This is a genomic window from Rhodococcus wratislaviensis (genome assembly GCF_041228765.1).
Classification (GTDB): domain Bacteria; phylum Actinomycetota; class Actinomycetes; order Mycobacteriales; family Mycobacteriaceae; genus Rhodococcus_F; species Rhodococcus_F wratislaviensis.
This window is the reverse complement of sequence record NZ_CP150488.1, coordinates 1,165,292-1,192,276: the sequence shown is the minus strand read 5'-3', so window position 1 is coordinate 1,192,276 and position 26,985 is coordinate 1,165,292. Positions and strand designations below refer to the sequence as shown.

Genomic DNA, 26,985 nt, shown 5'->3' with positions numbered 1-26,985 from the left:
ACCAGCGGGGAGGCAACGCATGACGTCGCAGCAGCAGGACACCTCGGCGGACTACTGCGGGCCGCTGGCACCGCCGCCCGCGAGCAGTCTGCCGCTCGCCATTCTTGCGATTATCGCGTTCCTGCCGTTCGGCATCGTCGCGCTGCTGCGCTCGCTCACCGTCCACCGACTGTGGGAGCGGGGCGAGTACGACCTTTCGGTGCGCGCCGCCGCCGACGCCCGCCAGTGGTCGATCCGCGCCATCGCCCTCGGCCTGTCGATCGCGGTGTTCGCGGTCGGGGCGACGCTGGTGCTGTCGAAGAACTAACCGGTCGACGGCGAAACGCTGTGAGCGGGAGCCGCTTCTACCGGCGGCCGCGGCCGTAGCCAGGCGGGCAGCCACCGCGGCTGCGCATCGGGCGCCTGATCGAGCACGCCGCCCGCCGGATCGTCGATGAAGCCGTACCGCACCAGGTCCTCGCCGGGCCGGTAGATCTGGCGGATGATCAGCGCGCAGATGACCACGACCGCGACGTCGCGGACCACCACCGCGCCGGTGAACCACTGCTCGGGGAGCCCCTTGTTGGACACGCCGAGGTAGTAGAACATCCGCGGCACCCACACCAGCGCGTCGATCGTCATCCAGGCCAGCAGGATCCGCCGGTGCGGGAACGCGAGCACGGCCAGAGGCACCAGCCACAGCGAATACTGCGGGCTCCACACCTTGTTGGTGAGGAGGAAACCCGCGACCAGCAGGAAACACAGTTGGGTCAGCCGCGGGCGTCTCGGCGCCGTCAGCGCGATGTACCCGATCCCGACGCACACGAGGGCGAACAGCAGGAACGACACCGCGTTGAGCACGGTGGGTGCCTCACCGGCCGACAGGATGCCGTCGAATCCGGTCCAGCCGGTGAACGACGAGATGACGTTGTAGACGGAGTCCGGGTCGGCGCCGCGTTCGGAGTTGAGCCGGAAGAATTCGGCCCAGCCCCGTGGGAACAGCAGGGCGATCGGCAGATTGACCGCCAGCCACGCGCCGATACCGGTCAGCGCCGTCACCGACCACTCACGAACCCTGCCCGTGCGCAGGCACAGCACCAGCAGAGGTCCGAGGAGCAGCAGCGGATACAGCTTGGCGGCACCACCGAGGCCGAGCAGGATTCCAGCGAGCACCGGCCGTTTCCGCGACCACGCCAGCAGCCCACCCGCAGCGAAAGCCGTTGCGAGGGGATCGAAATTCGTGAACGCGTGGACGATCACCAGCGGGGACCCGGCGATCAGTGCTGCGTCCCAGACGCGGCGTCCGGCCAGAAGCGCACTCGCCCAGACGGTGACCAGCCACGCCAGCGCCAGACCGAGCGCGACGACGTTGAAATAGATCGCGACCTGCAGCGCACCGGGCAGCCAGTGCACCGCGTCCCAGGACTTCGCGATCGTCATCGCGCCGTACTGGTAGAGCCCGGAGATCACCGGGTACTCCATGTAGCGGCGCTGGAGCCGGCCGTTGCCGGCGTCCTCCTCCCACCACTTCTTGTAGGGGAACGCGCCCTCGTTCAACCGTTCCGCCCCGTACAGGGGCACTGTGTCCGAGTAGCACATGGCGACGTACTGCCGGCTGCCACTCCAGTCGAGCCCGAGCGCGCCGTTCTCGCCGACCGGCGCCTGCTGGATGCACGGCGCCTTCGCGAACCAGCCGAGCGCGAGAAACACGATCGCCAGCAACAGAATGGCGCGCATCGGCGTGAAGAACCGGCTGCGCCCGACGACGGCGTGCCGACCGACCGGACCGCCGATCACCCCGGAGAGGTCGGCGGTCAGCGGGTCGGTGCGCCCCGGAAGGTCCCGCCAGTCCGCGGAACGCCGATCCTTCGCCAGAGGCGCGGGCGAGACGAATCCCGTCTCGCCCGCGTCTCGGACGGCGTGCGCGTCAGGGTTGTCGGCCACTCCGCGAGGCTACCGTTCGCCGTTAACGGGCCGGAACCTGCTGCTGGCCGTTGCCGTTACCGGCGTTCGGCGGCGTCGTCGTCTCCGGTTCCGCCGGAACCGCCGGGGCCGCCGTCGTGGGCCTCGGTGCCAGACCCGGAATCGGAATGGTGATGCCGGGCAGGATCTCCACCGGCGACGGCGTCACGACCACCGGCGGCACGAGCTCCGTCGGCAGCTGGAACGTGCTCGTCGGAGGCGCCGACGTCTTGGTCGGGGCCGGCGCCGAATAGGCCGGGATACCCGACTGGCCACCGATCGCACCCGGCTTCGGGAACTTCTCGACGTCGGTGCCCTCGAGGGCACCGTCCATCGTGTCCTTCCAGATGTCGGACGGCAGACCGGAACCGTAGATCATGGCGCCGCTGCTGTTCTCCAGCGCCTGACCGTCCGTGGTGCCCACCCAGACCGCCGTGGACAGCGACGGGGTGTACCCGACCATCCACGCGTCCTTGTTCTTGCCGGTGTCACCGAGCTGCGCGGTACCGGTCTTGGCCGCCGACGGGCGTCCGCCCGCCAGGTTGTGGCCCCGCGAGTACCCGGCGATGGGTTCCATCGCCGACGTCACGTTGTCGGCGACGTCCTTGTCGATGCGGTCCTCACCGGTGTCACCGCCGCGGTCGAGGAGCACCGTTCCGTCCGCGCTGACGACCTTCTGCACGAAGTGCGGGGCGTGGTACGTACCCGAGGCGGCCAGCGTCGCGTACGACGACGCCATGTCGAGGACCCGCGACTGGTACTGGCCGAGCACGATGCCGTTGTTCGGACCACTACCGTCCGGCTCGGTCAGCGACGGTCCGACGCCGGGGATCTCCTTCGGGATGCCCGCCTTGTGGGCCATTTCGGCGATCGCCTGCGGTCCACCGTCGAGTTCGAGTTCCTGACGGTAGAAGCTGGTGTTCAGCGAACGCTTCAGCGCCTCGGCGATGGTGCAGGTGCCGCAGCCCTCGCCCTCGACGTTGCTGATGGTGATGCCGTTGACCGTGAGCTCCGAGCTGTCGTACATCTGCGACAGCGGGATGCCCTGGTCGAGGGCCGCGGCGAGCCCGAACACCTTGAACGACGAACCGGTCTGCAGTCCGGCGTTCGCGAAGTCGTAACCGCCACCGTCCTCGCCGCCGTAGTACGCCCGCACCGCGCCGGTCTTCGGATCGACCGACACGACACCGGTGCGCAGGTTCTCCGGCTCACCCTCCATGTTCGAGCGGGCCGAATCCACCGCCGCCGCCTGGGCGACCGGGTCGATCGTCGTGGTGATCTCGAGGCCCTCGGTGTTGAGCAGCTGCTCGCTGATTCCCGCCTCCCCCAGCTCCCGCAGAACCTGGTTCTTGATCAGGCCCTCCGGTCCGGAGTCCTGGTTGCCGTTGTCGACCTGCGCGATCGGCACGTACGGCGGGTACTGCATCACCGACCGGGCCGACTGCTCGAGCGTTCCCGCCGACACCATGCCGTCGAGCACGTAGTTCCAGCGCGCCTGCGCACCCTCCGGGTTGGTCTCCGGATCGAGCAGCGACGGCAGCTGGATCGACGACGCCAGCACCGCACTCTCCTCGACCGTCAACTGGTCGACGGGCTTGTTGAAATACGCCTTCGACGCGGCCGCGATGCCGTACGCACCACGCCCGAAGTAGATGGTGTTCAGGTACGCGGCGAGGATGTCGTCCTTGGACCACTCGCGGGCCATCTTCGACGAGATGACGAGTTCCTTCATCTTTCGCGTCAGCGAACGTTCGGAACCGACCATCGTCTTCTTCACGTACTGCTGCGTGATGGTCGAGCCACCGCCGGCGCTGTCCTTGCCCAGGACGTTGTCGCGGGCGGCGCGCGCGAATCCACCGATCGAGAAGCCGGGGTTCGAGTAGAAGTCCCGGTCCTCGGCAGCGAGCACCGCGTCACGGGTGTGCTTCGGGATCTGGTCGAGCGTCACCTCGGTGCGGTTGCCCTCCGGCGGCACGACCTTGCTGAGCACCGACGTTCCGTCGGACGCGTAGATCGTGGCCACCTGGTTGGTCTTGAGGTCGCCGGGGCGCGGGACGTCCTGGACGACGTATGCCGCCATGAACAGCAGGATCGGGATGATCATGCCCAGCGCGACGCACGCGTACGCCGTCCGGCGCACGATCTTCCACCGCGACTTCTTCACAGCCGTCTTCTTTCCACCCTTCGGCGGTTCGCCACCGCGGCCGCCGCCGGTCTTGCGACCGTTCGACGGCGGAGGTCCCGGCGGGCGCCCACCGGGACCCGACTGGTTACGCGCAACCGGGGGCGCGCCCGCGGGACGGCCGGGCGGCGGGCCCGGACGACGCGGCGGGGGACCCGGCGGACGGCCACCACCCTGCGGCGGCGGACCGGGACGACGAGGCGGCGGGCCCGGGGGACGGCCACCGCCCTGCGGGGGCGGAGGCGGCATCCGACGCGGCGGCGAGCCGCCCGATCGGCCCGGCGGGGGCCCACCCGCAGGCTGTCCGCCGCGGGGTGGTGGACCTCCGGGGCGTCCCTGTGGCGGGGGGCCACTCGGTCGTCTCGGTCCGTTCGGTCGATCACCCGGGGCGTTGCTGCGGGGGGAACTCACGTACAAATCTCCAGTGGTTGTGGACCGGCTTCAGTCCTGCGTTACGTCTGTGGGCACTCTTCTGCCCGCGTCCGTGTTCGGGCGTGTCTACTCGCTCGCGGTACGACGGCTCGGAGGCCGCGGCCGTGGCGACGAACGCCTGGGCCGTTTCGGTTCGGGCACGGTACCGAGAACATAGGACTGGACCAAATGGTTCCAGCTGCATGTCCGGCACACCTCGACCACGTGAACCGAGAATTCCTCCTGAGTGGACGCGAGACGCACCAACTCCTCGGCCGTACGAGCCGAACCCGACACCGGGCCCAACTTGTCACCGAAGACCCAGGAGACCAGAGTCAACTGCTCCTTACGGCAGATCGGGCACACCACATCACTGCCCTTGCCGTGGAACTTTGCGGCACGAAGCAGGTAGGGGCTGGCGTCACACACCTCCGTGACACCCGTCCTGCCCGAGTAGACCTCGGCCAGGAGTGACCGGCGCTGAAGCGCATAGTCCACCACCTGCCGCTGTATCCGCACGGAGACCAGAGTACGTGCGTCGCGTCCGGAGAGAAGGGGTCGGTCGAGTGACGCTGGTCAAACACGGTCGCCGCACTACGATGCCGGTGTGGCCTCAGGACCGTCCTCGCAGACTCGCGCACGCGACCTCGATCGGGTCAACGCATGCAGCCAGCTCGACGCCGCCTACGCCGACGGGCAGCTCGGCGCCGACGAGTACCACGACAGGACGGCCCAGGCCATGTCGGCGAAGACCCTCGCCGAACTGAACCTGCTGATCAGCGATCTGCAACTGCCGTCGTCGATCACCACACAGGCACCTGTCCGGACAGCGGGATCACCCCGCCGGGCGCTGCGGATCGCGGTCGCGTGCGGGGCGGTGATCGCGGTCGGCGCGATCGGTCTGGCACTCACCGAGCAGGACGGCCCGGACCCCGTCACCCCACCGGTCCCGGTGCAGGTCGAGAAGCCACTGGCCCGGCCGGAGGTCGAGGTGCCCGCGGTCGAGCCGATCATCGTGGGGCAGGCGCAGCCCCTCACCCAGGATGGGATCCACGCCCTCTTCGAGCAGTACCGGCAGAAGTTCGGCGACCTCACCGTCCACGAACTGGGGTTGTACGACGAGTACGCGATCCTGTCGCGGACGTCCCCGGACGCGCCCGACAAGGTCGACCGGTACGACTTCCGCGGCGGGTTCAAGACGTCGGGCACTCGCACGCAGCGTCTCCCCGGAACCCGGGAGGTCGACCTTGCGCAGGTAAATGTGCCGGCACTGGTCGCACTCATCGCCGACGCACCCCGGCTGGTCGGAGTCCCGGAAGGCACCATCGGGCACGTTCTCCTCGCCGACGGCGGCAAGGGACCGACGATCAACGTGTACGTCTACGACAAGGAACAGACCGGCGGGGGATACCTGCGGGCGACGCTCGGCGGGGACGTGTGGCAGGTGAACCCCGCGAGGTAGGCGTCCGGGCTCTAAGATCCTCCCGTGGCCAGCCGATACCCACCGAACACGCGGGCACGCGACGTCGATCGAGCCAACACGTCCGCACTGCTCGACGCCGCGTTCGGCGACGGCCAGATCAACGAGGCGGAACATCGCGCGATGTCCGACCTCGCCGCGGAGGCTCGCACCCTCGCCGACCTCGAGGTCCTGGTCAGTGACCTGCAACGACCCGCCGACGCACCACCGGACGCACGTCCGCCGCGCGACACCGCCAAGCACTGGTTCCCGGCCGCCGTCGCCGTCGCCGCAGTGATGGCAGCCGTCGGCGCCTTCATGCTCGTCGACAGCGACGACGTTCAGGCCACCGTGACCCCCGCCGCGCAGCAGGTCGATTTCGATTCCGTCCAACCGCTGGTCGTCCCCACACCGAATCCCGTCACACCCGAGGGCATGAAGGTGTTCCTCGATCGGTACCGCGCCAAGTTCGGCGATCTGATCGTCGACGACCTCACCCTCTACGAGGGCGGCCACGCCAGCCTCGAACGCGCGCTGCCCCTCGAACCGAACCGGATGGTGAGCTACGACTACCGCGGCGGGTTCACACCGGCGGGAACCCCGACCACTCGGAAAGTCGACACCCCCGTGTTCGACCTGTCGACGCTGAACCTCGACAAGATCGGCGGAACAGTCGTGGGTGCCCCGGTGAGCCTCAATGTCCCCGACGGAGAAGTCAGCCACATCTCGTTCGAGGCCGACGACGACGGCCCCACGGTGTCGATCTACGTCACCAACGAGTTCAGCGAGAGCGGACACATGGAACTCGACCCGTCCGGTGCACCACTGAGCGTCTACCCCTTCGGCCGATAGGACGCAGATGCCCAGGACCACAATCGCGGGTATCCGCGCCCGCGACTCCGACCGCGCCGACGCCTGCGGGATGCTCGACGCCGCGCTCGCCGACGGGCAACTGTCCGCGGAGGAACACACCTCCCGCACCTCCACGGCGATGCGGGCGAAGACGTTCGACGAACTCGACCGCCTCATCGGGGACCTCCAGATCCCCAGCCGGCTCTCCGCCAGCCCCGTCGTGTCCCCGCGACGCCGCCGATCGTCGCGGCGGTGGGTGTACGCCGCGGTCCTCGTCGTCGCCGCGGCCGCGGTGGGCGGTATCGCCGGAGCCGTCGCGAACAGCGACCTCGGCCCGTCGAAGTTGGGTCCGAACCTGACCACCGGCGCCGGCCTGCACTTCTTCCTCGACGAGTACCGCGCCGAGTACGGCGACACCGTCGCCGACGAACTCGGCCTCTACCCGGCCCACGCCGTCTTCGACCGGCCGTCCGCCGGCAACGCGCTGCAGTCCGACTCCTACCTCTACGACGGCGAATTCGACGACTGGGGCAGCTCGTCCACCCGCTCCGACGACGAGAAGTCCTTCGACCTCGGCACCGTCGACCAGGTCGCGATCGCGGGACTGCTCGCCGGGGCACCCGAAACCCTGCGCGTCCCCGACGGCGCGGTGGAGATCGTGTCCTTCCGGTACGAACCCGGGTCCGACGACGGACCGCCGACCATCTCCATCCACGTGAAGAACGCCGCCGGTCACACCGGACACATGGTCGTCGGATTCGACGGCGAACCGTTCGACATCTACCCCTACGAGGGCTGAGCGTCCGGGGTTCGTTGCCCTGCTGGGGCTGGCAGTCGCCGTCGGGTGCTGTCGGCCGCCGGTTGGTCGCCCAATGTGACATTCGTTCAGTCAGACGGCACCGGTGTGACATTCGGCGACGAGGCCAGACGCCCGGCCTCAGTTAACAACCTGTGACGGCTTGTCCCATGTATCGAGCGGGCGTATCGTCCTATATATCGGTGCGATATAGTTTTGAATCGCATCACACGGTTAGGTCGGGCGACTCAGGGGGTGGACGTGCTCGAATTGGCAATTCTCGGGCTGCTCCACGAGTCACCCATGCACGGATACGAGCTCCGCAAACGGTTGACGGGACTGCTGGGTGCATTTCGCGCCTTTTCGTACGGTTCCCTCTACCCGACGCTTCGACGCATGCAGGCAGACGGTTTGATCGCCGAGGACGCAGGTCCTCCGGGGACCGTCAAGCGTCGTGCCCGCCGCGTCTATCAGCTCACGCCGATCGGCAAGGAGCGGTTCAAGGAACTGGTCGCCGACACGGGTCCGCAGAACTACACCGATGACGGATTCGGCGTTCATCTCGCCTTCTTCAGCCGCACTCCCGCCGAGGCGCGGATGCGGATTCTCGAAGGCAGACGACGCCAGGTCGAGGAGCGCCGCGAGGCGCTTCGCGACGCGATCGGAAGAGCGAGCGGCACGCTGGATCGCTACACCAAGCAACTCCACCAGCTCGGACTCGAATCCAGTGAGCGTGAAGTGCGCTGGCTCAACGAGCTGATCGCCGCCGAGCAATCGACAGCAACACCAAAGAAAAAAGGAGAACCCGACCATGGGTGAGAACAGCACCGCGGTGCGCGTGGCCATTGTGGGCGTGGGGAACTGTGCCTCGTCCTTGGTTCAGGGCGTGCAGTACTACAAGGACGCCGACGAGACGGCGACCGTTCCCGGCCTCATGCACGTCAAGTTCGGCAAGTACCACGTGCGCGACGTCCAGTTCGTCGCCGCGTTCGACGTCGACGCCAAGAAGGTCGGATTCGACCTGTCCGAGGCCATCTTCGCCAGCGAGAACAACACCATCAAGATCGCCGACGTCCCGCCGGCCGACGTTCCGGTGTTGCGCGGCCCCACCCTCGACGGCATCGGCAAGTACTACGCCGAGACCATCGAGATCTCCGAGGCCGAGCCCGTCGACGTCGTCAAGGCTCTGAAGGACGCCAAGGTCGACGTGCTGGTCTCGTACCTGCCCGTGGGTTCCGAGGACGCCGACAAGTTCTACGCCCAGTGCGCCATCGACGCGGGTGTCGCATTCGTCAACGCCCTGCCCGTGTTCATCGCTTCCGACCCGGAGTGGGCCGCGAAGTTCAAGGACGCCGGCGTCCCGATCGTCGGTGACGACATCAAGTCGCAGGTCGGCGCCACCATCACCCACCGCGTGATGGCGAAGCTCTTCGAGGACCGCGGCGTGCAGCTCGACCGCACCATGCAGCTCAACGTCGGCGGCAACATGGACTTCAAGAACATGCTCGAGCGTGATCGCCTGGAGTCGAAGAAGATCTCCAAGACGCAGGCCGTGACGTCGAACCTGACCCGCGACCTCGGTCCGGGCAACGTGCACATCGGCCCGTCGGATCACGTCGGCTGGCTCGACGACCGCAAGTGGGCGTACGTCCGCCTCGAGGGTCGCGCCTTCGGTGACGTTCCGCTGAACCTCGAGTACAAGCTCGAGGTCTGGGACTCCCCGAACTCGGCCGGCATCATCATCGACGCCGTCCGCGCAGCCAAGATCGCCAAGGACCGCGGCATCGGCGGACCCGTCTACCCGGCGTCCGCGTACCTGATGAAGTCCCCGCCGGTCCAGATGGCGGACGACAAGGCTCGCACCGAGCTCGAGGCGTTCATCATCGACGCGTAGTTCACCGCGCAGAAGTAAGTACGGGGCGAATGCACCTTTCGTCGTCTTCACGGCGACGAAAGGTGCATTCGCCTTTGTGTTCGATTTCTTGTCAGACCCTCCCTCTACGGTGACACCCAGGATTCATCGAGGGAGGCGTGATGTCCGACAACACTTTCGATCGAGAGATCGACGACGCCTGGACCGAACTCCAGGACCGTCTGACCGGGTACGTGCACGCTATGGAGGACGACGACGAACTGGTGCTGCAGTCGCAGTACGACAGCGTCGACGACGGCCTCGTCGAGACCGCCGCGTGCGTGCGGTTCTTCGCCTGGGCCGGCGACAAGGTGCGGTGCGAGGTGCCGTCCAACCGCTTCCTCCACCCGGCGCGGGCGCTCACCGCCGAGGAGCACGAGAGGCTGATCGAGCTCGGCTGGAATCGGCCCGACCTGTGCGAGCACGTCGACGAGGGCAACGGTTCCGCGTCGTACTACCTCGACGCCGACCGAGAGGACGCCCACCTGCTGGCGTCGATGACGGTCACCGTGTTCCGGGAGATCTGGGACCTTCTGCATCCCTCGTTCCTGAAGGCGATCACCGGTGGCCGGGCGGAGACCCCGGAGTTCGGTACTGCTGATGTCCCGGCCCAGCTGCGTGACGGCGCCGGGTTGCGCGACCGTGTCGATGCCGCGGTCGAATCCATGCTCGAGCAGGCACCGGGCAAGGACGCGGACGGCGACATCCTCGTGTGGGTCGGCGACCTCCCCACGTACGTTCGGGTGATCGAGGAGGATGCCCGCGTCGAGGTGTTCGCCCGCGTGGTCCACACGATCAGCGATCGCACGCGCACCGCAGAGGCGCTCGCCGACCTCAATCGGCAGTGGCCCGACATCAAGTTCCTGCTCATCGTCGACAACGTGGTCGCCGTCATGCGCGTCGACGGGTCACCGTTCGTCGCCGATCATCTGGTGTCGGTGTTCCGGATGTTCGAGCATTTCGTGGATACCGTCGACGACGCGTTCGCCGAAAAGCTCGGCGGCAAACTCAATTCCACACCCGGTGCCACGTCCTCGTACGCCGAGCACGAATGCGAGGACGAGTTCCCCGCCGCCCTCGTGACCCTGATCCACCTCGACTCCGAGAGCGGGCTCGACCCGGACGACGTCGCGGAGATCTGCGGACGCGACCGCGACACCATCCTCGAGTTCCTCCGGCTCTGCTCCGAGCAGGAGATCGAGTGGCGCCACAACGCGGAACTCGCCCGCGAGGAGGAGCCCGAAGAGGCCGACATGTGCGAGGACGAGGCGAGAGCCTGGGCCAAGACGACGGAAAGTCTCCGCGCCGCGCTGCGGGTTGTGGTGCTGCCGAACCGGACTCCGCCGCGCGGCGGGTTTCAGAACCTCGGCTAACCCGGCAGCGGGATGATGACGCCCGGCAGGATTTCGATCTGGGTCGGCGCCGGGACGGGTGCGGGCACCGGCGGGACGGGCGGGACCGGGACGGCCGGTGGCGGAACCTCGACGGGTGCGGGAGTGGGGGCACCGGGCGGCGGGACAACCCCGCTGGTGCCGGTTCCCGCTCCGTCGCCGCTGGTTTGACCGGTCCACGTGGGCACACCGGCTTGGCCGCCGATCGGGTCGGGCCACGGGAAGTCTTCCCAATCGGTGTCTTCGAGCGCGCCGTCCATCGTGTCTTTCCAGATGTCGGACGGCAGACCCGAACCGTAGATCAGGCCGCCCCAGCTGTTGTTGATGGCGGTGGCGTCGGCCTTGCCGATCCACACCGCCGTCGCCAGCGACGGCGTGTACCCGACCATCCAGGCGTCCTTGTTCTCACCGGTGTCGCCGAGCTGCGCCGTGCCGGTCTTCGCCGCGGACGGGCGTCCACCCGCCAGAGCATGACCCCGCGAGTAGGAGGCGATCGGCATCAGTGCCTGACTGATGTTGTCGGCCACCGCGGCATCGAGCCGGCGCTCACCCGGGCTGGGCGCACGGTCCAGGAGCACGACGCCGTCGGCGGTCACGACCCGCTGCACGAAATACGGCTGGTGGTAGATGCCCGACGCCGCGAGCGTCGCGTACGCGGACGCCATGTCGATCGGCCGCGACAGGTACTGGCCGAGGACGATGCCACCCTCGGGTTCGCCGCCGTTCTCGCTGAGCGTCTTACCCTGCACCCCGGGAATGAACTCCGGGATCCCCGCCTTGTGGGCGGCGTCGGCGATGGCCTGCGGACCGTTGTCCAGCGACATCATCAGCCGGTAGAAGCTCGTGTTCAGCGACCGCTTCGTCGCCTCGGCGATGGTGCACGTGCCGCAGGACTCGCCCTCGACGTTGCCGATCTGCACGCTGCCGACGGTCAGCGGTGCACTGCTGAAGCGGGCGGAGAGCGGGATGCCCTGCTCCAGCGCCGCCGCCAGACCGAACACCTTGAACGACGACCCCGTCTGCAACGGCGCCTGCGCGTAGTCGAAGCCGGCGCCGTCCTCGCCGCCGTAATACGCGCGCACACCTCCGGTGCGGGGGTCGATGGACACGACCGCGGTCCGCAACCCGGGATCCTCACCTTCGAGGTTGTCGTGGACTGCCTCGATCGCGGACTCCTGCGCCCGCGGGTCGATCGTGGTGGTGATCTGCAGCCCCTCGGTGTTGAGGGTCTGCTCGGAGATCCCCGCATCCGACAACTCGCGCAGCACCTGGTTGCGGATCAGGCCGTCGGGGCCGGGCGCGGAGTTGGCGTCGGTGGGCCGGTTGGACGGGGCGGTGACCGGGAACTCCGCCGCACTGCGGTCCTGCTGACTGAGCACACCCATCGCGACCATGCCGTCGAGAACGTAGTTCCAGCGCGCCTGCAACTGGTCGAGGTTGGCCTCGGGGTCGAGATAGGACGGGCTCTGGATCACGGACGCGAGCACGGCGCCCTCGGCCACCGACAGGTCGCCGACCGGCTTGTCGAAGTAGGCGCGCGACGCCGCCTCGATGCCGTACGCGCCGCGCCCGAAATAGATGGTGTTCAGGTAGGCGGCGAGGATCTCGTCCTTCGACCATTCGCGGGCCATCTTGGTGGAGATCACGAGTTCCCGCATCTTGCGGTACACGTTGCGGTCTGCGCCGACCAGCACGTTCTTGACGTACTGCTGCGTGATCGTCGACCCGCCACCCGCGCTTTCCTTGCCGAGGACGTTGTCGCGGGCGGCACGCATGAACCCGGTGACGGAGAAGCCGGGGTTGGAGTAGAAGTTGCGGTCCTCCGCCGACAGGACGGCGTCGCGGACGTGCTGGGGGATGGCGTCGAGCGCGATCTCGGTGCGGTTGCCCTCCGGCGGGATGACCTTGGTCAGTTCGGTGGTGCCGTCGGCGGCGAAGACGGTGGCCACCTGGTTGGTCTTCATGTCCGACGGGCGCGGGACCTCGGCGCGGACGTAACTGACCAGGAACACGACGAGCGGGATGACCAGCAGCAATGCGATCACGACCAGGCTCACCCGGCGGACCGTGCGCCACCGTGCGCGCTTGTTCTTCTCGTCCGGTGATGGAGTGGGTATGTCAGCCGAATCGTCGTCTACGGGCGGTGTGCCCCCCGATTCGGAGGCATGATTGCCCGTCGCGTCGTTGCCAGAACTCACTTCCACACTCCCGGTCAGTTATCCGGTCACGGAGGATCATCGCACCCACCCGTACGTATGTTATGTGAATGGCCCCGAGTGTGACGCGCGCCGCGCTAACGCTCAGCAAATATACATACCGACCGTACTGTTTCAGCGCACCCGATTCCGGGCGGCGATCGCCAGCCCCGACAGCACCAGGCATCCGAGCAACACCAGCGCGGGAGTGACGCCGGGGTCGCCGCGGACGACCTCGACGACCGCGGCGACGAACGCCATCACCGTGAAGAACCCGAGGACGCCGATCAGAACCTCGAGCCGCTGCCGCTTCGCCACCGGATGCATGGTGCTAACTCTTCACGCCGCCGGCCGTCAGGCCCGACACGATGCGACGCTGGAACAGCAACACCATGATCACCAGCGGAATGGTGACGATCGTGCCCGCCGCCATGATCGCCGCGTACGGCACGACGTGCGGGTCGTTGCCGGAGAACCGGGCGATCGCGACCGTGACCGGTTCGGTGGCGTCGCTGGAGAGCTGGCTGGCGAGCAGGTACTCGTTGACGGTCGCGATGAACGCGAGGATGGCGGTGGTGAACAGGGCGGGCGCCGCGAGCGGCAACATCACCAGACGGAACGCCTGACCGCGGCTGGCGCCGTCGATCCGGGCCGCCTCCTCGAGCTCCCAGGGGAGTTCCTTGAAGAACGACGTCAGCGTGTAGATGGTGAGCGGCAGCACGAACGAGATGTTCGGGATGATCATCGCCTGGTAGGTGCCGATCCAGCCGATGTTCGTGAACAGCTGGAACAGCGGGGTGACGAGGGCGACGACGGGGAACATCGACGCGCCGAGCACGATGCCGACCACCACGTACTTGAACCGGAACTCGATGCGGGCGAGCGCGTAGGCGGTGAAGATGCCCACGGCGAGGGCGACGACGGTGGTGATTCCGCCGATGATCATGCTGTTGACGACAGCCCGGGTGAAGTTGTTGCCGCTGCTCGTCGACAGCGCGTTCTGGAAGTTCTCGAGCGTGAGATGCGTGGGCCAGGGTGTGGTGTCGAACGTGTAGTCGGGGTCGCGGAACGCCGTCACCATCATCCAGTAGAACGGTGCCAGCCCCCAGACGAGGATGATCGCGACACCGATGTAGATGCGGGAGTTCTTGAAAGCGAACCGCTTCGGACGGTTGCGGGGAACGGGCCTGCTCGGGAGTTCGAGCTCCGGGGCGCGATGGGTCACGGCTTCGGCCCCTTTCGCTGGGCTTCCTGAGTCTCGACGGCGTTGGCGCCGAGGAATTTCACGAGGACGAATGCCACCGCGAAGATCAGCAGGAACGTAATGGTGGAGAGTGCGGACGCACTGTTGAACCCTTGCCGCACCTGGTCGACGACGAGAATCGACACCGTCGTGGTGGCCGGGTTGCCGCCGGTCAGGATGGCGGGCAGGTCGTACATGCGCAGGGCGTCCATCGTGCGGAACAGGATCGCGACCATCAGCGCCGGCTTCACCAGCGGGAGCGTGATCTGCCGGAACCGCTGCCAGGCGGAGGCGCCGTCTACCCGCGCCGCCTCGTACACGTCCTGCGGAATCATCTGCAGTCCGGCGAGGATGAGCAGGGCCATGAAGGGGGTGGTCTTCCAGACATCCGAGATGATCACCGCGAATCGCGCGGGCCACGCGTCCGATGTCCACAGGATCTCGGTACCGAGGAGTCGGTTGGCGATGCCGTCGTAGGCGAAGATGAAGTACCAGAGCTTGGCGGTGACCGCGGTCGGGATGGCCCACGGGATCAGGACCGCCGCACGCAGCAGGGCGCGGCCCTTGAACGTCTTGCCCATGATGATCGCCATCCACAGGCCGATCGCGACCTCGAGGCCCACCGTGACGACGGTGAAGAATGCGGTGTTCCCGACGGCCGACCAGAACTGGGAGCCGAGCGTGCCGGGCGGGCACGCCACGGCCACCCCGCTCGGGGAGGTGCACTGCTGCAGAATCCAGTGCGTGTAGTTGGTGAACCCGGCCCAGCCGCCCTCGACGAACATGCCGGTCGTCGGATCGAGTCCGGCGTCCTTCTGGAACGACATCACCACTGCCCGGATCACCGGGTAGCCGATGACGACTGCCAGCACGGCGAGCGTCGGCACGACGAACAGCCACGCGCGGCGACTGCTCAGCCCAAAGCGTCGCCCGTCCTCGCTCTTCTCACGCGAACCGCGGCCGGGGTCGGAATCCCCGGCCGCGGGACGGGCCGGCGCCCCACTGGTGGTCCCAGTCGGAACGGCCATGTTCACTCCTGTGCTCTACGAGCCTGCGGACTGGATGCCGGACTGCATGTCCGTGATCGCCTGATCCACCGACTTCTCACCCTTGATGGCAGCGTAGGCGTTGTCCTGCACGGCCTTCGACACAGCGGGGTAGAACGGCGTGACCGGACGGGGAACGGCGTTCTCGATCGACACCTTCAGCGTCGGCATGAACGGGTAGGCCGCGATGATCTCCGGGTCGTCGTACAGTGCGGCGCGGACCGGCGGCAGCGAGCCCATCGCGATGATCCGCTGCGCCTGCTCACCCTGCAGGAAGGTGAGGAAGTCGCGGGCCGTCGCCTTGTTTTCGGAGTACGCGCTGATGGCGGCGTTGTAGCCACCGAGCGTCGAGGCGCCGATGCCGTCCTTGCCGGGCAGCGGGGCGACCGCGAACTTGCCCTTGACCGCGGACGAATCCTTGTCGGCCGTGCCGTACACGTACGGCCAGTTGCGCAGGAACAGCGCCTTGCCGTCCTCGAACGCCTTCTGGCTCTCGGGCTCCTTGAACGTGGTGTCCTGGGCCGGGATGTCGCCGTTCTTGAAGTTGTCGACCAGCACCTGCAGGCCGGCGCGGGCCTCGGGGCTGTCGACGGTCGGCGTCTTGCCGTCCTCGCCGACGAACGAGCCGCCGTACGCGTTGATGACCTCGGCGGTGTTCACCGTCAGGCCCTCGTACGGTGCGAACTGACCGGCGTAGCAGTCGATGTTGTTGGTCTTCGCGACCTCGCACGCGGCGGCCAGCTCGGCCCACGTCTTCGGTGCGGCGGGCAGCAGGTCGCTGCGGTAGTACAGCAGGCCGCCGTTGGTGTTCTTCGGCGCCGCGTACTGGGTGCCGTTGTAGGTGGCGCTGTCGACCGTGGCGGGGAGGATTCCGGTGTTGTCCACCGCGAACTCGCCGGTCAGCGGCTGCAGCCAGCCCTTGGCCGCGAACTCCGCGGTCCAGGGCACGTCGAGTGCGACGACGTCGTAGTCGGACTGCTTGGCCTGCAGGTGCTGGACCAGGTCGTCATGCGCCTGATCGGCGTCGTTCGACTGCTCCTTGAACGTCACCTGCTCGTCCGGGTGCTCGGCGTTCCACGCGTCGATGATCTGGCGGACGACACCGGTCTCGGTGGTGTCCTTGCCCTCGACGTACGTGATGGGTCCGCGACCGTCGAGGTTCTCCGACGTGGAGTCGCTGCCGCTGTCGCTCGAGCAAGCGGTGAGCGTGACCAGCGAGGCAGCGGTGGCAAACACCGCGGCGCGCCGGACCGCTCTCGAAATCTGAACCATGGAGTCTCCCCGTAGGTAGATGTGGATGAACCCGTTACCGGCACGACGGAACTCGCGGCACCGGCGCGGTGTCGGAACATACTGTGGCATGGAACACCGCAGAAGTCCGGCATTACCCCCGACCTGAATCGGTCAGGAACCGCCCCGGCCGCCGCCGGGTCAGCTCAGCCGGTAGCCCTCGGACGCCGAGAACAGGTGCACCTGGGACGGGTCGACGTGCAGTTTCACCAGGTCACCCTTGCGGGGCGGGTTCCGCCAGTCGGCGCGGGCCACCAACTGCTGTGTCTCCCCGTTGACGGTGCTGCGGCCGTAGATGTAGGCGTCGGATCCGAGTTCCTCCACCACCGCGACCTCCATCGGGATGCCGGTCGTCGACAGTTCCAGGTGTTCGGGGCGGATCCCGACGACGACCTGACGCTCGTCGCTGTCCGCGCGCAGCTGCCGGGGCAGCGGAATGGTCGCGTCGCCGAGGACGACACCGTCGGCGGTGATCGGCAGCGTGAAGAGGTTCATCGACGGCGACCCCATGAAGCCGGCGACGAACACGTTGGCGGGCCTGTTGTAGAGGTCGCGCGGCGACGCGCACTGCTGCAGCACCCCGTCCTTCAGCACCGCCACCCGGTCGCCCATGGTCATGGCCTCGACCTGGTCGTGTGTCACGTACACCATCGTCGTCTCGAGGCGGCGCTGCAGCTGCGCGATCTGGGTGCGCGTCTGCACGCGGAGCTTGGCGTCGAGGTTGGACAGCGGCTCGTCCATCAGAAACACCTGCGGCTGCCGGACGATGGCGCGACCCATCGCGACGCGCTGCCGCTGACCGCCGGACAGCGCCTTCGGCTTGCGGTCCAGATACGGCTCGAGGTCGAGGAGTTTCGCCGTCTCCTCGACGCGCGTGCGGATGTCGTCCTTCGCGGCGCCGGCGAGCTTGAGCGCGAACCCCATGTTCTCGGCCACCGACATGTGCGGGTACAGCGCATAGTTCTGGAATACCATCGCGATGTCGCGTTCCTTGGGTTCCTGGGTGGTGACGTCGCGGTCACCGATGAGGATCCGGCCGCTGTGGACGTCCTCGAGCCCGGCCAGCATCCGCAGCGACGTCGACTTGCCGCAGCCGGACGGGCCGACGAGGACCAGGAACTCACCGTCCTCGATCTTCAGGTCGAGCGTGTCGACGGCAGGTTTGTCCGAGCCGGGGAACAGGCAGGTGGCACCGTCATAGGTCACTGTGGCCATGAACGTCGAAGTCCCTTCTACCCGGCGCCGCGCACAGGTGCGTGAGAATGTACCTGTTGACGCACTTTCTCACTCACCTGCGGGTCGGTGGATGATCGGCTCGCGCAACCGCCGTCAGACCTCGTCGCGAAGCCACCGATGACACTTCGGCCGAATTCCCCTCGGTCCGAAACATGTTGGCGGCATTCATGTACAGGTTTCTCCACAGGTGGGGATGAACGCCTCTGTGGATCGGGCGTGAATGCCGCGTGAACACCACGAGTCGCGGGTGTGACCGTAACGAGACCGCCTGCCGCAGGGGCGCTTCGCGCCCGTGCGTGGTTGAGGAGTATCTGCACTCGTCAAGCGCGCACGGGTGGCGGAGCCGCACAACGGCTCCTGGAGTAACCGGGAGAGCGCCGCGGATTCGGGGGCGGGCGGGGAGCAGCCGCAACCGGCAGCGACAGCGTCGTGGGACGCGAAGAACGACATGTCCGAGATCTCGCTCGAGAATGTCGCCCTGATCGACCCCGTACTCGTCGGGCAGATGGGGCCGTCACGACGCGACGGCGTCCGCCAGACCGACTACCGGGTGTGGATGTAGGCGGCTCCGCCGCCCGTGCGCGGTTAAGGAGTGTCAGGACTCGTCAACCACGCACGGGGGCTAGCCTGCCTGGGTGAGTTCCGACAAGATGCTGACCCGCATCGGTGGGCTCCTCCGACAGGCGGAATCCACCGACAACCCGCACGAGGGCGAGGCCTTCATGGCCGCCGCGCAGCGGCTCGCCACCGCCTCATCGATCGACCTCGCCGTGGCGCGCGCACACGCCGCGGGCAGGGAGAAGCGGGCCACCCCCACGCAACGCCTGATCACGATCGGTGAACCGGGCAAGAAGGGTCTGCGGACGTACGCGCAGCTGTTTCTTGTGATCGCCGCCGCCAACGACGTCCAGTGCGACATCGCCCAGACGTCGGCCGTCATCTACGCGTACGGATTCGCCGGCGACATCGACGTCTGCGAGGCCCTGTACGCGAGCCTGCTGATCCAGATGGTCCGGGCGTCCGACGGCTACATCAAGTCGGGTGAGTACCGCAGCGAGACGACGCTGCGGACGCAGGTCGAGAAGCGCGGGCGCCGCCGGGTCGCGACACGGGTGCGACGGCCCGTCGCCGGCGTCACCGCCCGGTTGAACTTCCAGCTTGCCTACGCCGCGCGGATCGGGCAGCGCCTCGCCGACGCCAAGAAGGAGGCCGAGGACCGGGCGGTGTCCGTGCCGGAGTCGTCGGCGGAGACGGCACTGGTCCTGCGCGACAAGCAACTCGAGTTGAAGGACTACTACTCGGAGAACTCGCAGGCCCGCGGCACATGGCGGGGAGGGCGCGCGTCCGCCGGGCACTCGTCGAGTGCCCGCCGGGCCGGCGACCGCGCCGCCCGGACCGCACGACTGAGCAACTCACCCGAACTGTCGACCGCCCGCAAGCAGATCCCGTCGTGAAGCGGCCCCGCGACACTCAGCGGACCGCCGTGTACGACGCGGAAGCCCTCGTGCGCACCATGTTCGACCGCGCCGACGAGCGTGGACTGCGCGTCGTCGACGTTCTGGGATCGCAGGTGACGCTGCCGGTGGAACGCAAGTTCGCGTCGATCGATTCGGTGCAGGACTACGTGGACCGGGTGCTCGCCCTGAATTGGGTGCGGTCGACGTGGACGCGGGCAGCCACCCCGATTCACGTCCGCGCGCGGTCGGGCAACAAGGCCGCGCACTACGAAAGCGATTGCGCGACAATCGCGGTACCCGAGCACAGGAACGGCAACGCCTGGGCCTTCCGCGAACTGGTGGTGCTCCACGAAGTCGCCCACCACCTCGATCCGTCCGACCCCGAATACCCGACGGTCGCGCCGCACGGACCGGAGTACGTGGACCGCTACCTCACCCTGGTCGGGGAGATCATCGGCCCCGAGGCGGCATTCGTCCTGCGGACCATGCTCCTCGCGGGCGGGGTCCGGCTGAACTGACGACCTCAGGCCCGGGATCGCAGCCTGACGAAACGGATCTCACGGCCCGCCGCCCGGAAGTCGGACGCGCTGCCGTCGACGTCGAAGCCCATGCCCCGGGCGATCCGCATTCCGAGTTTCGGATGCTCCGCCGCGTAGTGCGCCATGAAGTCCGCACCGGTCTCCGGATCGAGGAATTCGGCTGTCACAGGCAGTCGCCGACGGCCCACCTGGATGTTCGCGTGCGGCTGCGCCCGCAGGTTCCGGTACCAATCGGACTTGGGTCCGAACCCGGCGGCCAGCACGTACCCGTCGCCGACGGCGTCGTGGTTGACCACCTCGAGCACGACCTGCCGCCGGGCGCCGGTCTTGCGTCCGACGTGTTCGAGAAGCAGGAATCGACCGCCGAGCAGCGACCCGAGATGGAAGCGGTAGAGGTAGATGGGCGCGCGATAGAACGCCCGCCGGATGCCGGTGGGCGGGTCAGGCCTCTGCGTGACCTTCACACACCCAGTCTTCCACGTCCGCCGCGTGGCCGGGTGGTGATGCGGCCGCGTCCGTTTCGGAAACGATGGGCGGAAGGTGCCGGAAGTACACGGCGTCGACGACGGCGACCAGCAGCGCGATCGCGGCGGCGACCCATCCGACGACGTGCACGCTGGTGGTGAAGGCCTCGCGGGCGGAGTCGAGCAGCGCGGCGCCATCGGGCCCGAGTTGTGCCGCCGAAGTCGCGGCGCCGGCGAGGCTTTCGCGTGCCCCGTCGGCAAGGTCGTCGGGAACATCCGGGGCGATCGACAGCTGGGTGCGGTACACGAGCGCGCCGAGGCTACCCACCACGGCGAGCCCGATGGCGTACCCGAACTCGGCGCTCGTCTCGGACATGGCGGCAGCCGAACCGGCTTTGGCACTGGGCACCGAACCCACGACGATCCCGGTACCGAGCGTGACCAGCGGTCCGCAACCGAGGTTCATGACGGCCAGGCCCGCGATGATCGCGACCAGTCCACCGTCTGCGTCCGCGAGCGTGTAGAGGAAGCAACCCGCCGCGGCGACCAGCATGCCGCCGGAGATCGCGAACACCGGCCGGATGTGTTGCGCGAGTATCGGGGCTCCGCCGAAACTGACGATCGCCGCGAGCGCCGCCGGTAGCATCGCGAATCCCGCCTGCAGCGGCGTGAGACCGGCGACGAGTTGCAGGAACTGCGCGGTGAAGAACATCAGCGAGCCGATGACGGTCACGAGCATCATGCTGATCACGACGGTCGTGAACGCCCGGTTGCGGAAGAGACTCAGATCGACGAGCGGGTCGTCCAGGCGTTGCTGCCTGCGCACGAAGACCCACCCGAACGCGACGCCCACGACCACGGCGAGACCGGATGTCGCGGCCCAGCCGTGGGTTGCGAACTCCTTCAGCCCGAACACCGCGGGCAGGATGGCGGCGAGCGACAGGGCGACACTGGTCAGGTCGACGCGACCCGCGGCCGGATCGCGTTCCTCGGGAAGCAGAATCGGCCCGAGGACGAGCAGCAGGACCATCGCCGGCACGCCGAGGAGGAACACCGAACCCCACCAGAAGTGCTCGAGCATGAAACCGCCGACGACGGGTCCGGCGGCGGCACCGCCCATGAACCCGATCATCCACAGCCCGATCGCCACCGACCGTTGCCGGGCGTCGCGGAACATCGTGCTGATCAGGCCGAGAGTCGACGGCGCCAGCGTGGCACCGGCGATGCCGAGCAGCGCGCGTGCGGCGATGAGCATCTCCGGGCTCGTGGAAAAGGCGGCAACCACCGACGCGGCCGCGAACCCCGCGCCGCCGAGAAGCAGCAGGGTGCGGCGCCCGATCCGGTCACCGAGCGTGCCTGCGGTCAGCATGAAGCCGACGAGCAGGAATCCGTAGATGTCCATGATCCACAACTGCTCGGTGGCACTGGCGTCGAGATCCCGACTCAGGCTGGGCAGGGCGAGCAGCAGCACGAACACGTCGATGGACACGAGCAGGGAGGCGAGGCCGAGGACCGCGAGACCGGCCCATTCGCGAGTGCCTGCGGTGGCGGTCCGGGTTGGTGAGGGATCGGTCGATTCGCTCATGAGAGCCACCGTAACCAGGCGTGGTCCTAAAACACAACCACTTAGTCGTGATTTGGTACTATCAGGTATGGCGTCCCGACGTACCTACGGCTCCTACGACGACGGCTGCGCCGCCGCCCACGCACTCGACCTGGTCGGGGAGCGGTGGTCGCTGATCGTGGTCCGCGAACTGATGCTCGGGCCCAAGCGCTTCACCGACCTCCGCACTGGCGTACTGGGCGCGAGCGCCAATGTGCTGTCGCAACGACTGCGCGACCTCGAGGACGCGGGCGTCGTCCGCCGGGTCACCCTCGGACCTCCGACGCGGGCCCAGGTCTACGAACTGACCGAATGGGGGCTCGAACTCGAGCCGGTGCTCCGGGCGCTGGGACGCTGGGGAGTGCGCTCGCCCACCATGCCGCACGGCGCGCAGGTCAGCAACGAGACCACCGTGCTGTCGATGCGGACCATGCTGGAGGACACCCCGCTCGGCGACGTGCAGGTGCGCCTCGAACTTCGTCTCGGGAGGGGAGACGTCATCCGAATCGACACCACCGACGGTCTCGTCATCGAGCGCGGCGCCGCCACCGATCCCGATGCGGTGGTGACCACCGAATCCACTGTCTTCACGTCCATGGCGTTCTACGGCCGCGACCTGGACGAGGCCGTAGACGCCGGCGACGCCACCGTCGACGGCGACCGGGCAGCGGTACGGCGCTTCCTCGACCTGCTGCCCGAGTTGACCTGAGCCACAACACTCGTCCGATCCGCGGGCCCAGCGCATCGTGCCTGGATCCACGTCGACGCCGCTCGCTTCACCGGTGTTCGCCCGCACTGCCCCGAACTTCGCAAAGAAGAGCAGGTCGCAGGCCTTTCAACTCGTCCAGCGGAATGTCGGGCGCCATCAGGTCGGCGGCGAGGCGCGTGTGCACCTCGACGGGAATCACCTCGTCCGCGTGCGGACACCCAGCCGGCGGACACAGCCCTCATGGTCGAACGAACCTCTCCTCGGGTTCGGAGGTGAATTCATGCTGTGCCCGGGTCACGGCCGCAGTAGCCGCACTCGGCGCGGGCGAGCAATATGGTTCAGGGAGGGACTTGCACGCACGGGCCCTGCACGCAGGGTCTCCGCACTCATCCGAGGAGCCACGAATGACTCGTCCAGTTCGCATCGGTGTCCAACTTCAGCCGCAGCACGCGCCCGACTACGGGATGATCCGCGACGCGGTGCTGCGGGCCGAGGACGCCGGCGTCGACATCGTCTTCAACTGGGATCACTTCTATCCGCTGTACGGCGACCCGGCCGGCGCGCACTTCGAGTGCTGGACGATGCTCGGGGCGTTCGCCGAGCAGACGGAACGGGTGGAGATCGGCGCCCTCGTCACGTGCGCCGGCTACCGGAATCCGGACCTCCTCGCCGACATGGCCCGGACCGTCGACCACATCAGCGGCGGACGGCTGATCCTGGGCATCGGCTCGGGCTGGTTCGAGCGCGACTACGACGAGTACGGCTACGAATTCGGCACCGCGGGGTCGCGGCTGAACCTGCTCGCCGAATACCTTCCGCGGATCACCGCCCGGTTCGGCAAGCTGGAACCCGCACCCACCCGGCACATTCCGATCCTCATCGGCGGTGGCGGCGAGAAGAAGACGCTGCCGCTGGTCGGCCAATACGGCGATATCTGGCACAGCTTCAGCGACATGGACACGTACAAACGCAAGTCGGGGATCCTCGCCGGGTACGCACGGGATGCCGGGCGCAGCCCCGACAGCATCCAGCACTCCACGTCGTGGCCGGGTGTCGACGACGCGGCAGCCCACGTCGACGCCGGCGTCACCCTCTTCACCGTGGGTGTGGGCGGTCCGGACTACGACCTCGGCACCCTGAAGGAGGCCATCGCCTGGCGGGACGAAAACACCCCGCCTCCGCTGTCGGGCCTGGCCTAGGTGCTTCGCACCCGTGCGTGGTTAACGAGTCTCTGCACTCGTCAACCACGCACGGGCGGCGGAGCCGCCTACAGCCGCTCGAGGACCATCGCCATGCCCTGTCCGCCTCCGACGCACATGGTTTCGAGGCCGAACTGCTTGTCGTGGGTGGTCAGGTTGTTCAGCAGGGTCGCGGTGATGCGGGCACCGGTCATGCCGAACGGGTGGCCGAGGGCGATCGCGCCACCGGAGACGTTCAGCTTGTCCTCGTCGATGTTCAGCTCCCGCGCCGACCCGATCACCTGCACCGCGAACGCCTCGTTGATCTCGACGAGGTCGATGTCGGAGATGCCCAGTCCCGCGATCGCCAGGGCACGCTTGGACGCCTCGATCGGGCCCAGCCCCATGATCTCCGGCGACAAACCGGACACCCCGGTGGACACGATCCGGGCCAGCGGGGTCAGCCCCAGCTCCTTGGCCTTGGTGTCGGACATGATCACCAGGGCGGCGGCGCCGTCGTTGAGCGGGCACGCGTTGCCGGCGGTGACGGTGCCGTCCGGACGGAACACCGGCCTCAGCTGGCTGACGGCCTCGTAGGTGGTGCCCGCGCGGGGGCCGTCGTCGGTGGACACGACGGTGCCGTCGGGCAGGGTCACCGGGGTGATCTCCCGCTCGAAGAAGCCCGCGTTGATGGCCGCCTCGGCGCGGTTCTGTGAGCGCACCGCCCACCGGTCCTGCTCTTCGCGGGTGATGCCGGTGATCTGCGCGACGTTCTCGGCGGTCTGGCCCATCGCGATGTAGGTGTCGGGGACCAGCCCCTCCTGCCGCGGGTCGACCCACTGCTGGCCGCCCTGGGCGAGCTTCTCGGTGCGGGTCTGCGCGTCGGCGTACAGCGGATTCTGGGTGTCGGGCAGCGAGTCGGAGTTGCCCGCGGTGAACCGGGAGACGGTCTCGACGCCGGCGGAGATGAAGACGTCGCCCTCACCGGCCTTGATCGCGTGCAGAGCCATGCGGGTGGTCTGCAGCGACGACGAACAGTACCGGGTGATGGTGGTGCCGGGGATGAAGTCGTAGCCGAGCTGGACCGCGACGTTGCGGCCCATGTTGAAGCCCTGCTCGCCGCCGGGCAGGCCGCAGCCCAGGATGAGGTCGTTGATGTCGGTGGGGTCGAGTGCGGGCACCTTGTCGAGTGCCGCCTGGACCATCTGCGCGGCGAGGTCGTCGGGGCGCATGCCCTTGAGCGATCCCTTCATGGCGCGACCGATCGGGGAACGGGCGATGGAGACGATGACGGCCTCGGGCATGAGTAACTCCTACCGATTGACGTGGTGGACGGCAGTCGGTGCGGACCTGCAGCCCCTCAGTTCTAAGCATGTGCTTATTTTCTAAGCGTTTGCATATATTGACCACGCCCGCGGCGCGGTGTCAACCCCCGGACGGTCGCGATTGTGCTCAACCGACAACGAACCGCCCGAACTCGAGCCCCCGAGGCCGTTTCTTGCACGAAAACCCGTCGATAGTGTTGTGGATCACACCACAACGAAAGGGCGGACGAAATCGTGTCGCACATCGGCTATTTCGCTTGGAACCTCGCCACAAAGCGTTCGGACGCGCCGTGCCTGCGCGATGACCGACTCGAACTGACGTACCGGCAGTTCGCGCACCGGGTCGATGCCTTCGCCGCGCAGCTGTCCGAGAACGGTGTCGGACGTGGCGACGTCGTCGCGATCATGCTGCCGAACCGGGCGGAACTGCTCATCGCCCTGATGGCTGCCTGGCGAATCGGTGCGGCCGCGACGCCGGTCAATCCCACTTTCACCGCGAGCGAGGCGGACTATCAGATCGACGACGCCACAGCGGTTCTCGTCGTCAATGAGGGACCCGACGCACCGACCGGCGGTCGTCCGGCGATCGCCGTCGACGACATGGCCACCATCCCCGATCCCGCCTGGGAACCGGGCATCACCGCCGGCGGAGACGACCTCGCCCTGCTGATCTACACGTCCGGGTCGACCGGTCGCCCCAAGGGCGTCATGCTCACCCACGACAACCTGCAGTTCATGAGCGTGTCGATGGTGCAGCACTTCTCGTTGACCGCCGACGACCACTGCCTCCTGATCCTGCCGCTGTTCCATGTCAACGCGATCTGCGTCAGCTTCCTGGCCCCGATACTCGCCGGCGGCCAGTTGAGCGTCACCGGACGTTTCTCGCCGGCGCGGTTCTTCGGCGACGTCGCCCGCCTGCGCCCGACGTACTTCTCCGCGGTACCGACCATCTACGCCCTTCTGGTCTCGCAGGACACCGTCGGCGACACCTCCTCGCTGCGCTTCGCGGTCTGCGGGGCCGCCCCGATCTCGAAGGAACTCCTCGACCGCGCCGAACAGCGTTTCGGACTCGTCATCGTCGAGGGCTACGGGCTGACCGAGGGCACGTGCGCGTCCGCGTGCAATCCGCCTGCCGGTGTTCGCAAACCGGGCACCGTCGGCCCCGCGCTGCCGGGTCAGACCATCGCGATCGTCGACGAGTCCGGGACACCGGTCCCGGCGGGGACGGTCGGCGAGGTGGTGATCCGGGGCGCGAACGTGATGCGCGGTTACCTCGGCCGCCCCGAGGAAACGGAACGCACCGTCGTCGACGGCTGGTTGCACACCGGCGACGTCGGCCGACTCGACGAGGACGGCTACCTCACCCTCGTCGACCGCATCAAGGACATGATCATCCGCGGCGGGGAGAACATTTACCCCAAGGAGATCGAGAACGCCCTCGCCACGCACAACGACGTCCTCGAGGCAGCCGTGATCGGAGCCCCGCACGACGTGTACGGCGAGGTGCCGGTCGCGTACGTGGTCACGTACCCGGACACCACCGTCACCCACGACGTCCTGGCCGAGCACCTGACAAGCCGACTCACGAAAGTCAAACTGCCGGTGGACATTCACATCGTCGACGCGCTGCCCCGCAACCCCGTCGGCAAGATCGACAAGCCGGGACTGCGGAGCCGGCATCGGCCTGCCGCCGTCAGCTGATCCAGTAGAACTCCACACCTCGGGACGCACCCGAGGCGATGCCCCCTACCCTCAG

The 26,985-nt window shown here is 67.8% G+C and carries 25 protein-coding genes; 13 read left to right on the top strand and 12 right to left on the bottom strand.

What is annotated here, in order from left to right:
• Positions 1–19 precede the first annotated feature (19 nt).
• A complete protein-coding gene (locus WKC72_RS05315) occupies positions 20–307 on the top strand; it encodes a CD225/dispanin family protein (protein WP_268788815.1) in 288 nt (95 codons plus the stop codon).
• Here the strand turns inward: WKC72_RS05315 and WKC72_RS05310 are convergent.
• The 3 genes from WKC72_RS05310 to WKC72_RS05300 form a co-directional block, all read right to left on the bottom strand.
• Entirely contained in the window at positions 304–1,923 is a 1,620-nt protein-coding gene (locus tag WKC72_RS05310) for a glycosyltransferase family 87 protein (RefSeq protein ID WP_128640657.1), read from the bottom strand. The genes WKC72_RS05315 and WKC72_RS05310 overlap by 4 nt on opposite strands.
• 22 nt (positions 1,924–1,945) lie before the next feature.
• Complete coding sequence (locus WKC72_RS05305) at positions 1,946–4,105, bottom strand: transglycosylase domain-containing protein (protein WP_081792754.1); 2,160 nt, start codon at positions 4,103–4,105, stop codon at positions 1,946–1,948.
• Positions 4,106–4,621: 516 nt separating this feature from the next.
• Positions 4,622–5,053 (bottom strand): DUF5318 domain-containing protein, encoded by a 432-nt coding sequence (locus tag WKC72_RS05300; protein ID WP_029539769.1) that lies wholly within the window; start codon positions 5,051–5,053, stop codon positions 4,622–4,624.
• A gap of 88 nt (positions 5,054–5,141) precedes the next feature.
• On the opposite strand from WKC72_RS05300, the gene WKC72_RS05295 reads away from it, so the two are divergent.
• The 6 genes from WKC72_RS05295 (at position 5,142) to WKC72_RS05270 (ending at position 10,926) form a co-directional block, all read left to right on the top strand.
• Complete coding sequence (locus WKC72_RS05295; protein ID WP_370181951.1) at positions 5,142–5,996, top strand: DUF1707 domain-containing protein; 855 nt, start codon at positions 5,142–5,144, stop codon at positions 5,994–5,996.
• A 24-nt stretch (positions 5,997–6,020) separates the two neighbouring features.
• On the top strand, positions 6,021–6,845 hold the full coding sequence (locus tag WKC72_RS05290; RefSeq protein ID WP_370181950.1) for a DUF1707 domain-containing protein: 825 nt from the start codon (positions 6,021–6,023) through the stop codon (positions 6,843–6,845).
• 7 nt (positions 6,846–6,852) lie between these two features.
• On the top strand, positions 6,853–7,644 hold the full coding sequence (locus WKC72_RS05285) for a DUF1707 domain-containing protein (RefSeq protein ID WP_370181949.1): 792 nt from the start codon (positions 6,853–6,855) through the stop codon (positions 7,642–7,644).
• A 258-nt stretch (positions 7,645–7,902) separates the two neighbouring features.
• Positions 7,903–8,460 (top strand): PadR family transcriptional regulator, encoded by a 558-nt coding sequence (locus tag WKC72_RS05280; protein WP_037230360.1) that lies wholly within the window; start codon positions 7,903–7,905, stop codon positions 8,458–8,460.
• Positions 8,453–9,535: an inositol-3-phosphate synthase gene (locus WKC72_RS05275; RefSeq protein ID WP_005264442.1), complete on the top strand. Its 1,083-nt coding sequence runs from the start codon at positions 8,453–8,455 to the stop codon at positions 9,533–9,535. The genes WKC72_RS05280 and WKC72_RS05275 overlap by 8 nt, the downstream gene beginning before the upstream one ends.
• Positions 9,536–9,675: 140 nt before the next feature.
• On the top strand, positions 9,676–10,926 hold the full coding sequence (locus tag WKC72_RS05270) for a hypothetical protein (RefSeq protein ID WP_037230111.1): 1,251 nt from the start codon (positions 9,676–9,678) through the stop codon (positions 10,924–10,926).
• On the opposite strand, the gene WKC72_RS05265 is transcribed toward WKC72_RS05270, so the two are convergent.
• The 6 genes from WKC72_RS05265 to WKC72_RS05240 form a co-directional block, all read right to left on the bottom strand.
• Positions 10,923–13,142 carry a transglycosylase domain-containing protein gene (locus WKC72_RS05265; protein WP_037230363.1) on the bottom strand — a complete coding sequence of 740 codons (2,220 nt, stop codon included), beginning with the start codon at positions 13,140–13,142 and terminating at the stop codon, positions 10,923–10,925. The two genes, WKC72_RS05270 and WKC72_RS05265, sit on opposite strands and share 4 nt — an antisense overlap.
• Positions 13,143–13,274: 132 nt before the next feature.
• Positions 13,275–13,466 carry a hypothetical protein gene (locus WKC72_RS05260; protein WP_037230114.1) on the bottom strand — a complete coding sequence of 64 codons (192 nt, stop codon included), beginning with the start codon at positions 13,464–13,466 and terminating at the stop codon, positions 13,275–13,277.
• Positions 13,467–13,470: 4 nt separating this feature from the next.
• Complete coding sequence (locus tag WKC72_RS05255) at positions 13,471–14,364, bottom strand: carbohydrate ABC transporter permease (RefSeq protein WP_037230115.1); 894 nt, start codon at positions 14,362–14,364, stop codon at positions 13,471–13,473.
• On the bottom strand, positions 14,361–15,410 hold the full coding sequence (locus WKC72_RS05250; protein WP_370181948.1) for a carbohydrate ABC transporter permease: 1,050 nt from the start codon (positions 15,408–15,410) through the stop codon (positions 14,361–14,363). The genes WKC72_RS05255 and WKC72_RS05250 overlap by 4 nt, the downstream gene beginning before the upstream one ends.
• Before the next feature lie 15 nt (positions 15,411–15,425).
• The gene (locus WKC72_RS05245) at positions 15,426–16,700 is read right to left on the bottom strand and encodes an ABC transporter substrate-binding protein (RefSeq protein WP_005264448.1); all 1,275 of its coding nucleotides are present in this window, start codon (positions 16,698–16,700) and stop codon (positions 15,426–15,428) included.
• 159 nt (positions 16,701–16,859) lie between these two features.
• Positions 16,860–17,933 (bottom strand): ABC transporter ATP-binding protein, encoded by a 1,074-nt coding sequence (locus WKC72_RS05240; protein WP_112302444.1) that lies wholly within the window; start codon positions 17,931–17,933, stop codon positions 16,860–16,862.
• A 355-nt stretch (positions 17,934–18,288) separates the two neighbouring features.
• On the opposite strand from WKC72_RS05240, the gene WKC72_RS05235 reads away from it, so the two are divergent.
• The 3 genes from WKC72_RS05235 (at position 18,289) to WKC72_RS05225 (ending at position 19,929) form a co-directional block, all read left to right on the top strand.
• Positions 18,289–18,516: a hypothetical protein gene (locus tag WKC72_RS05235; protein ID WP_370181946.1), complete on the top strand. Its 228-nt coding sequence runs from the start codon at positions 18,289–18,291 to the stop codon at positions 18,514–18,516.
• A 73-nt stretch (positions 18,517–18,589) separates the two neighbouring features.
• Positions 18,590–19,408: a DUF2786 domain-containing protein gene (locus tag WKC72_RS05230; protein ID WP_370181945.1), complete on the top strand. Its 819-nt coding sequence runs from the start codon at positions 18,590–18,592 to the stop codon at positions 19,406–19,408.
• Entirely contained in the window at positions 19,405–19,929 is a 525-nt protein-coding gene (locus WKC72_RS05225) for a TIGR04338 family metallohydrolase (RefSeq protein WP_037230149.1), read from the top strand. Before WKC72_RS05230 ends, WKC72_RS05225 begins: the two co-directional genes overlap by 4 nt.
• Before the next feature lie 5 nt (positions 19,930–19,934).
• Here WKC72_RS05225 and WKC72_RS05220 read toward each other — a convergent pair whose 3' ends face one another.
• Together WKC72_RS05220 and WKC72_RS05215 are read right to left on the bottom strand one after the other, a co-directional pair.
• On the bottom strand, positions 19,935–20,414 hold the full coding sequence (locus tag WKC72_RS05220; RefSeq protein ID WP_370181944.1) for a nitroreductase family deazaflavin-dependent oxidoreductase: 480 nt from the start codon (positions 20,412–20,414) through the stop codon (positions 19,935–19,937).
• Complete coding sequence (locus tag WKC72_RS05215; RefSeq protein ID WP_370181943.1) at positions 20,392–21,999, bottom strand: MFS transporter; 1,608 nt, start codon at positions 21,997–21,999, stop codon at positions 20,392–20,394. The genes WKC72_RS05220 and WKC72_RS05215 overlap by 23 nt, the downstream gene beginning before the upstream one ends.
• A gap of 67 nt (positions 22,000–22,066) precedes the next feature.
• On the opposite strand from WKC72_RS05215, the gene WKC72_RS05210 reads away from it, so the two are divergent.
• Positions 22,067–22,726: a helix-turn-helix domain-containing protein gene (locus WKC72_RS05210; protein ID WP_037230154.1), complete on the top strand. Its 660-nt coding sequence runs from the start codon at positions 22,067–22,069 to the stop codon at positions 22,724–22,726.
• A gap of 404 nt (positions 22,727–23,130) precedes the next feature.
• Complete coding sequence (locus tag WKC72_RS05205) at positions 23,131–23,925, top strand: LLM class F420-dependent oxidoreductase (protein WP_037230156.1); 795 nt, start codon at positions 23,131–23,133, stop codon at positions 23,923–23,925.
• Positions 23,926–23,993: 68 nt separating this feature from the next.
• On the opposite strand, the gene WKC72_RS05200 is transcribed toward WKC72_RS05205, so the two are convergent.
• On the bottom strand, positions 23,994–25,208 hold the full coding sequence (locus tag WKC72_RS05200; RefSeq protein ID WP_370181942.1) for an acetyl-CoA C-acetyltransferase: 1,215 nt from the start codon (positions 25,206–25,208) through the stop codon (positions 23,994–23,996).
• A 255-nt stretch (positions 25,209–25,463) separates the two neighbouring features.
• Between WKC72_RS05200 and WKC72_RS05195 the strand changes: the two genes are divergently transcribed.
• Positions 25,464–26,930: a class I adenylate-forming enzyme family protein gene (locus WKC72_RS05195; RefSeq protein ID WP_370181941.1), complete on the top strand. Its 1,467-nt coding sequence runs from the start codon at positions 25,464–25,466 to the stop codon at positions 26,928–26,930.
• Positions 26,931–26,985 lie beyond the last annotated feature (55 nt).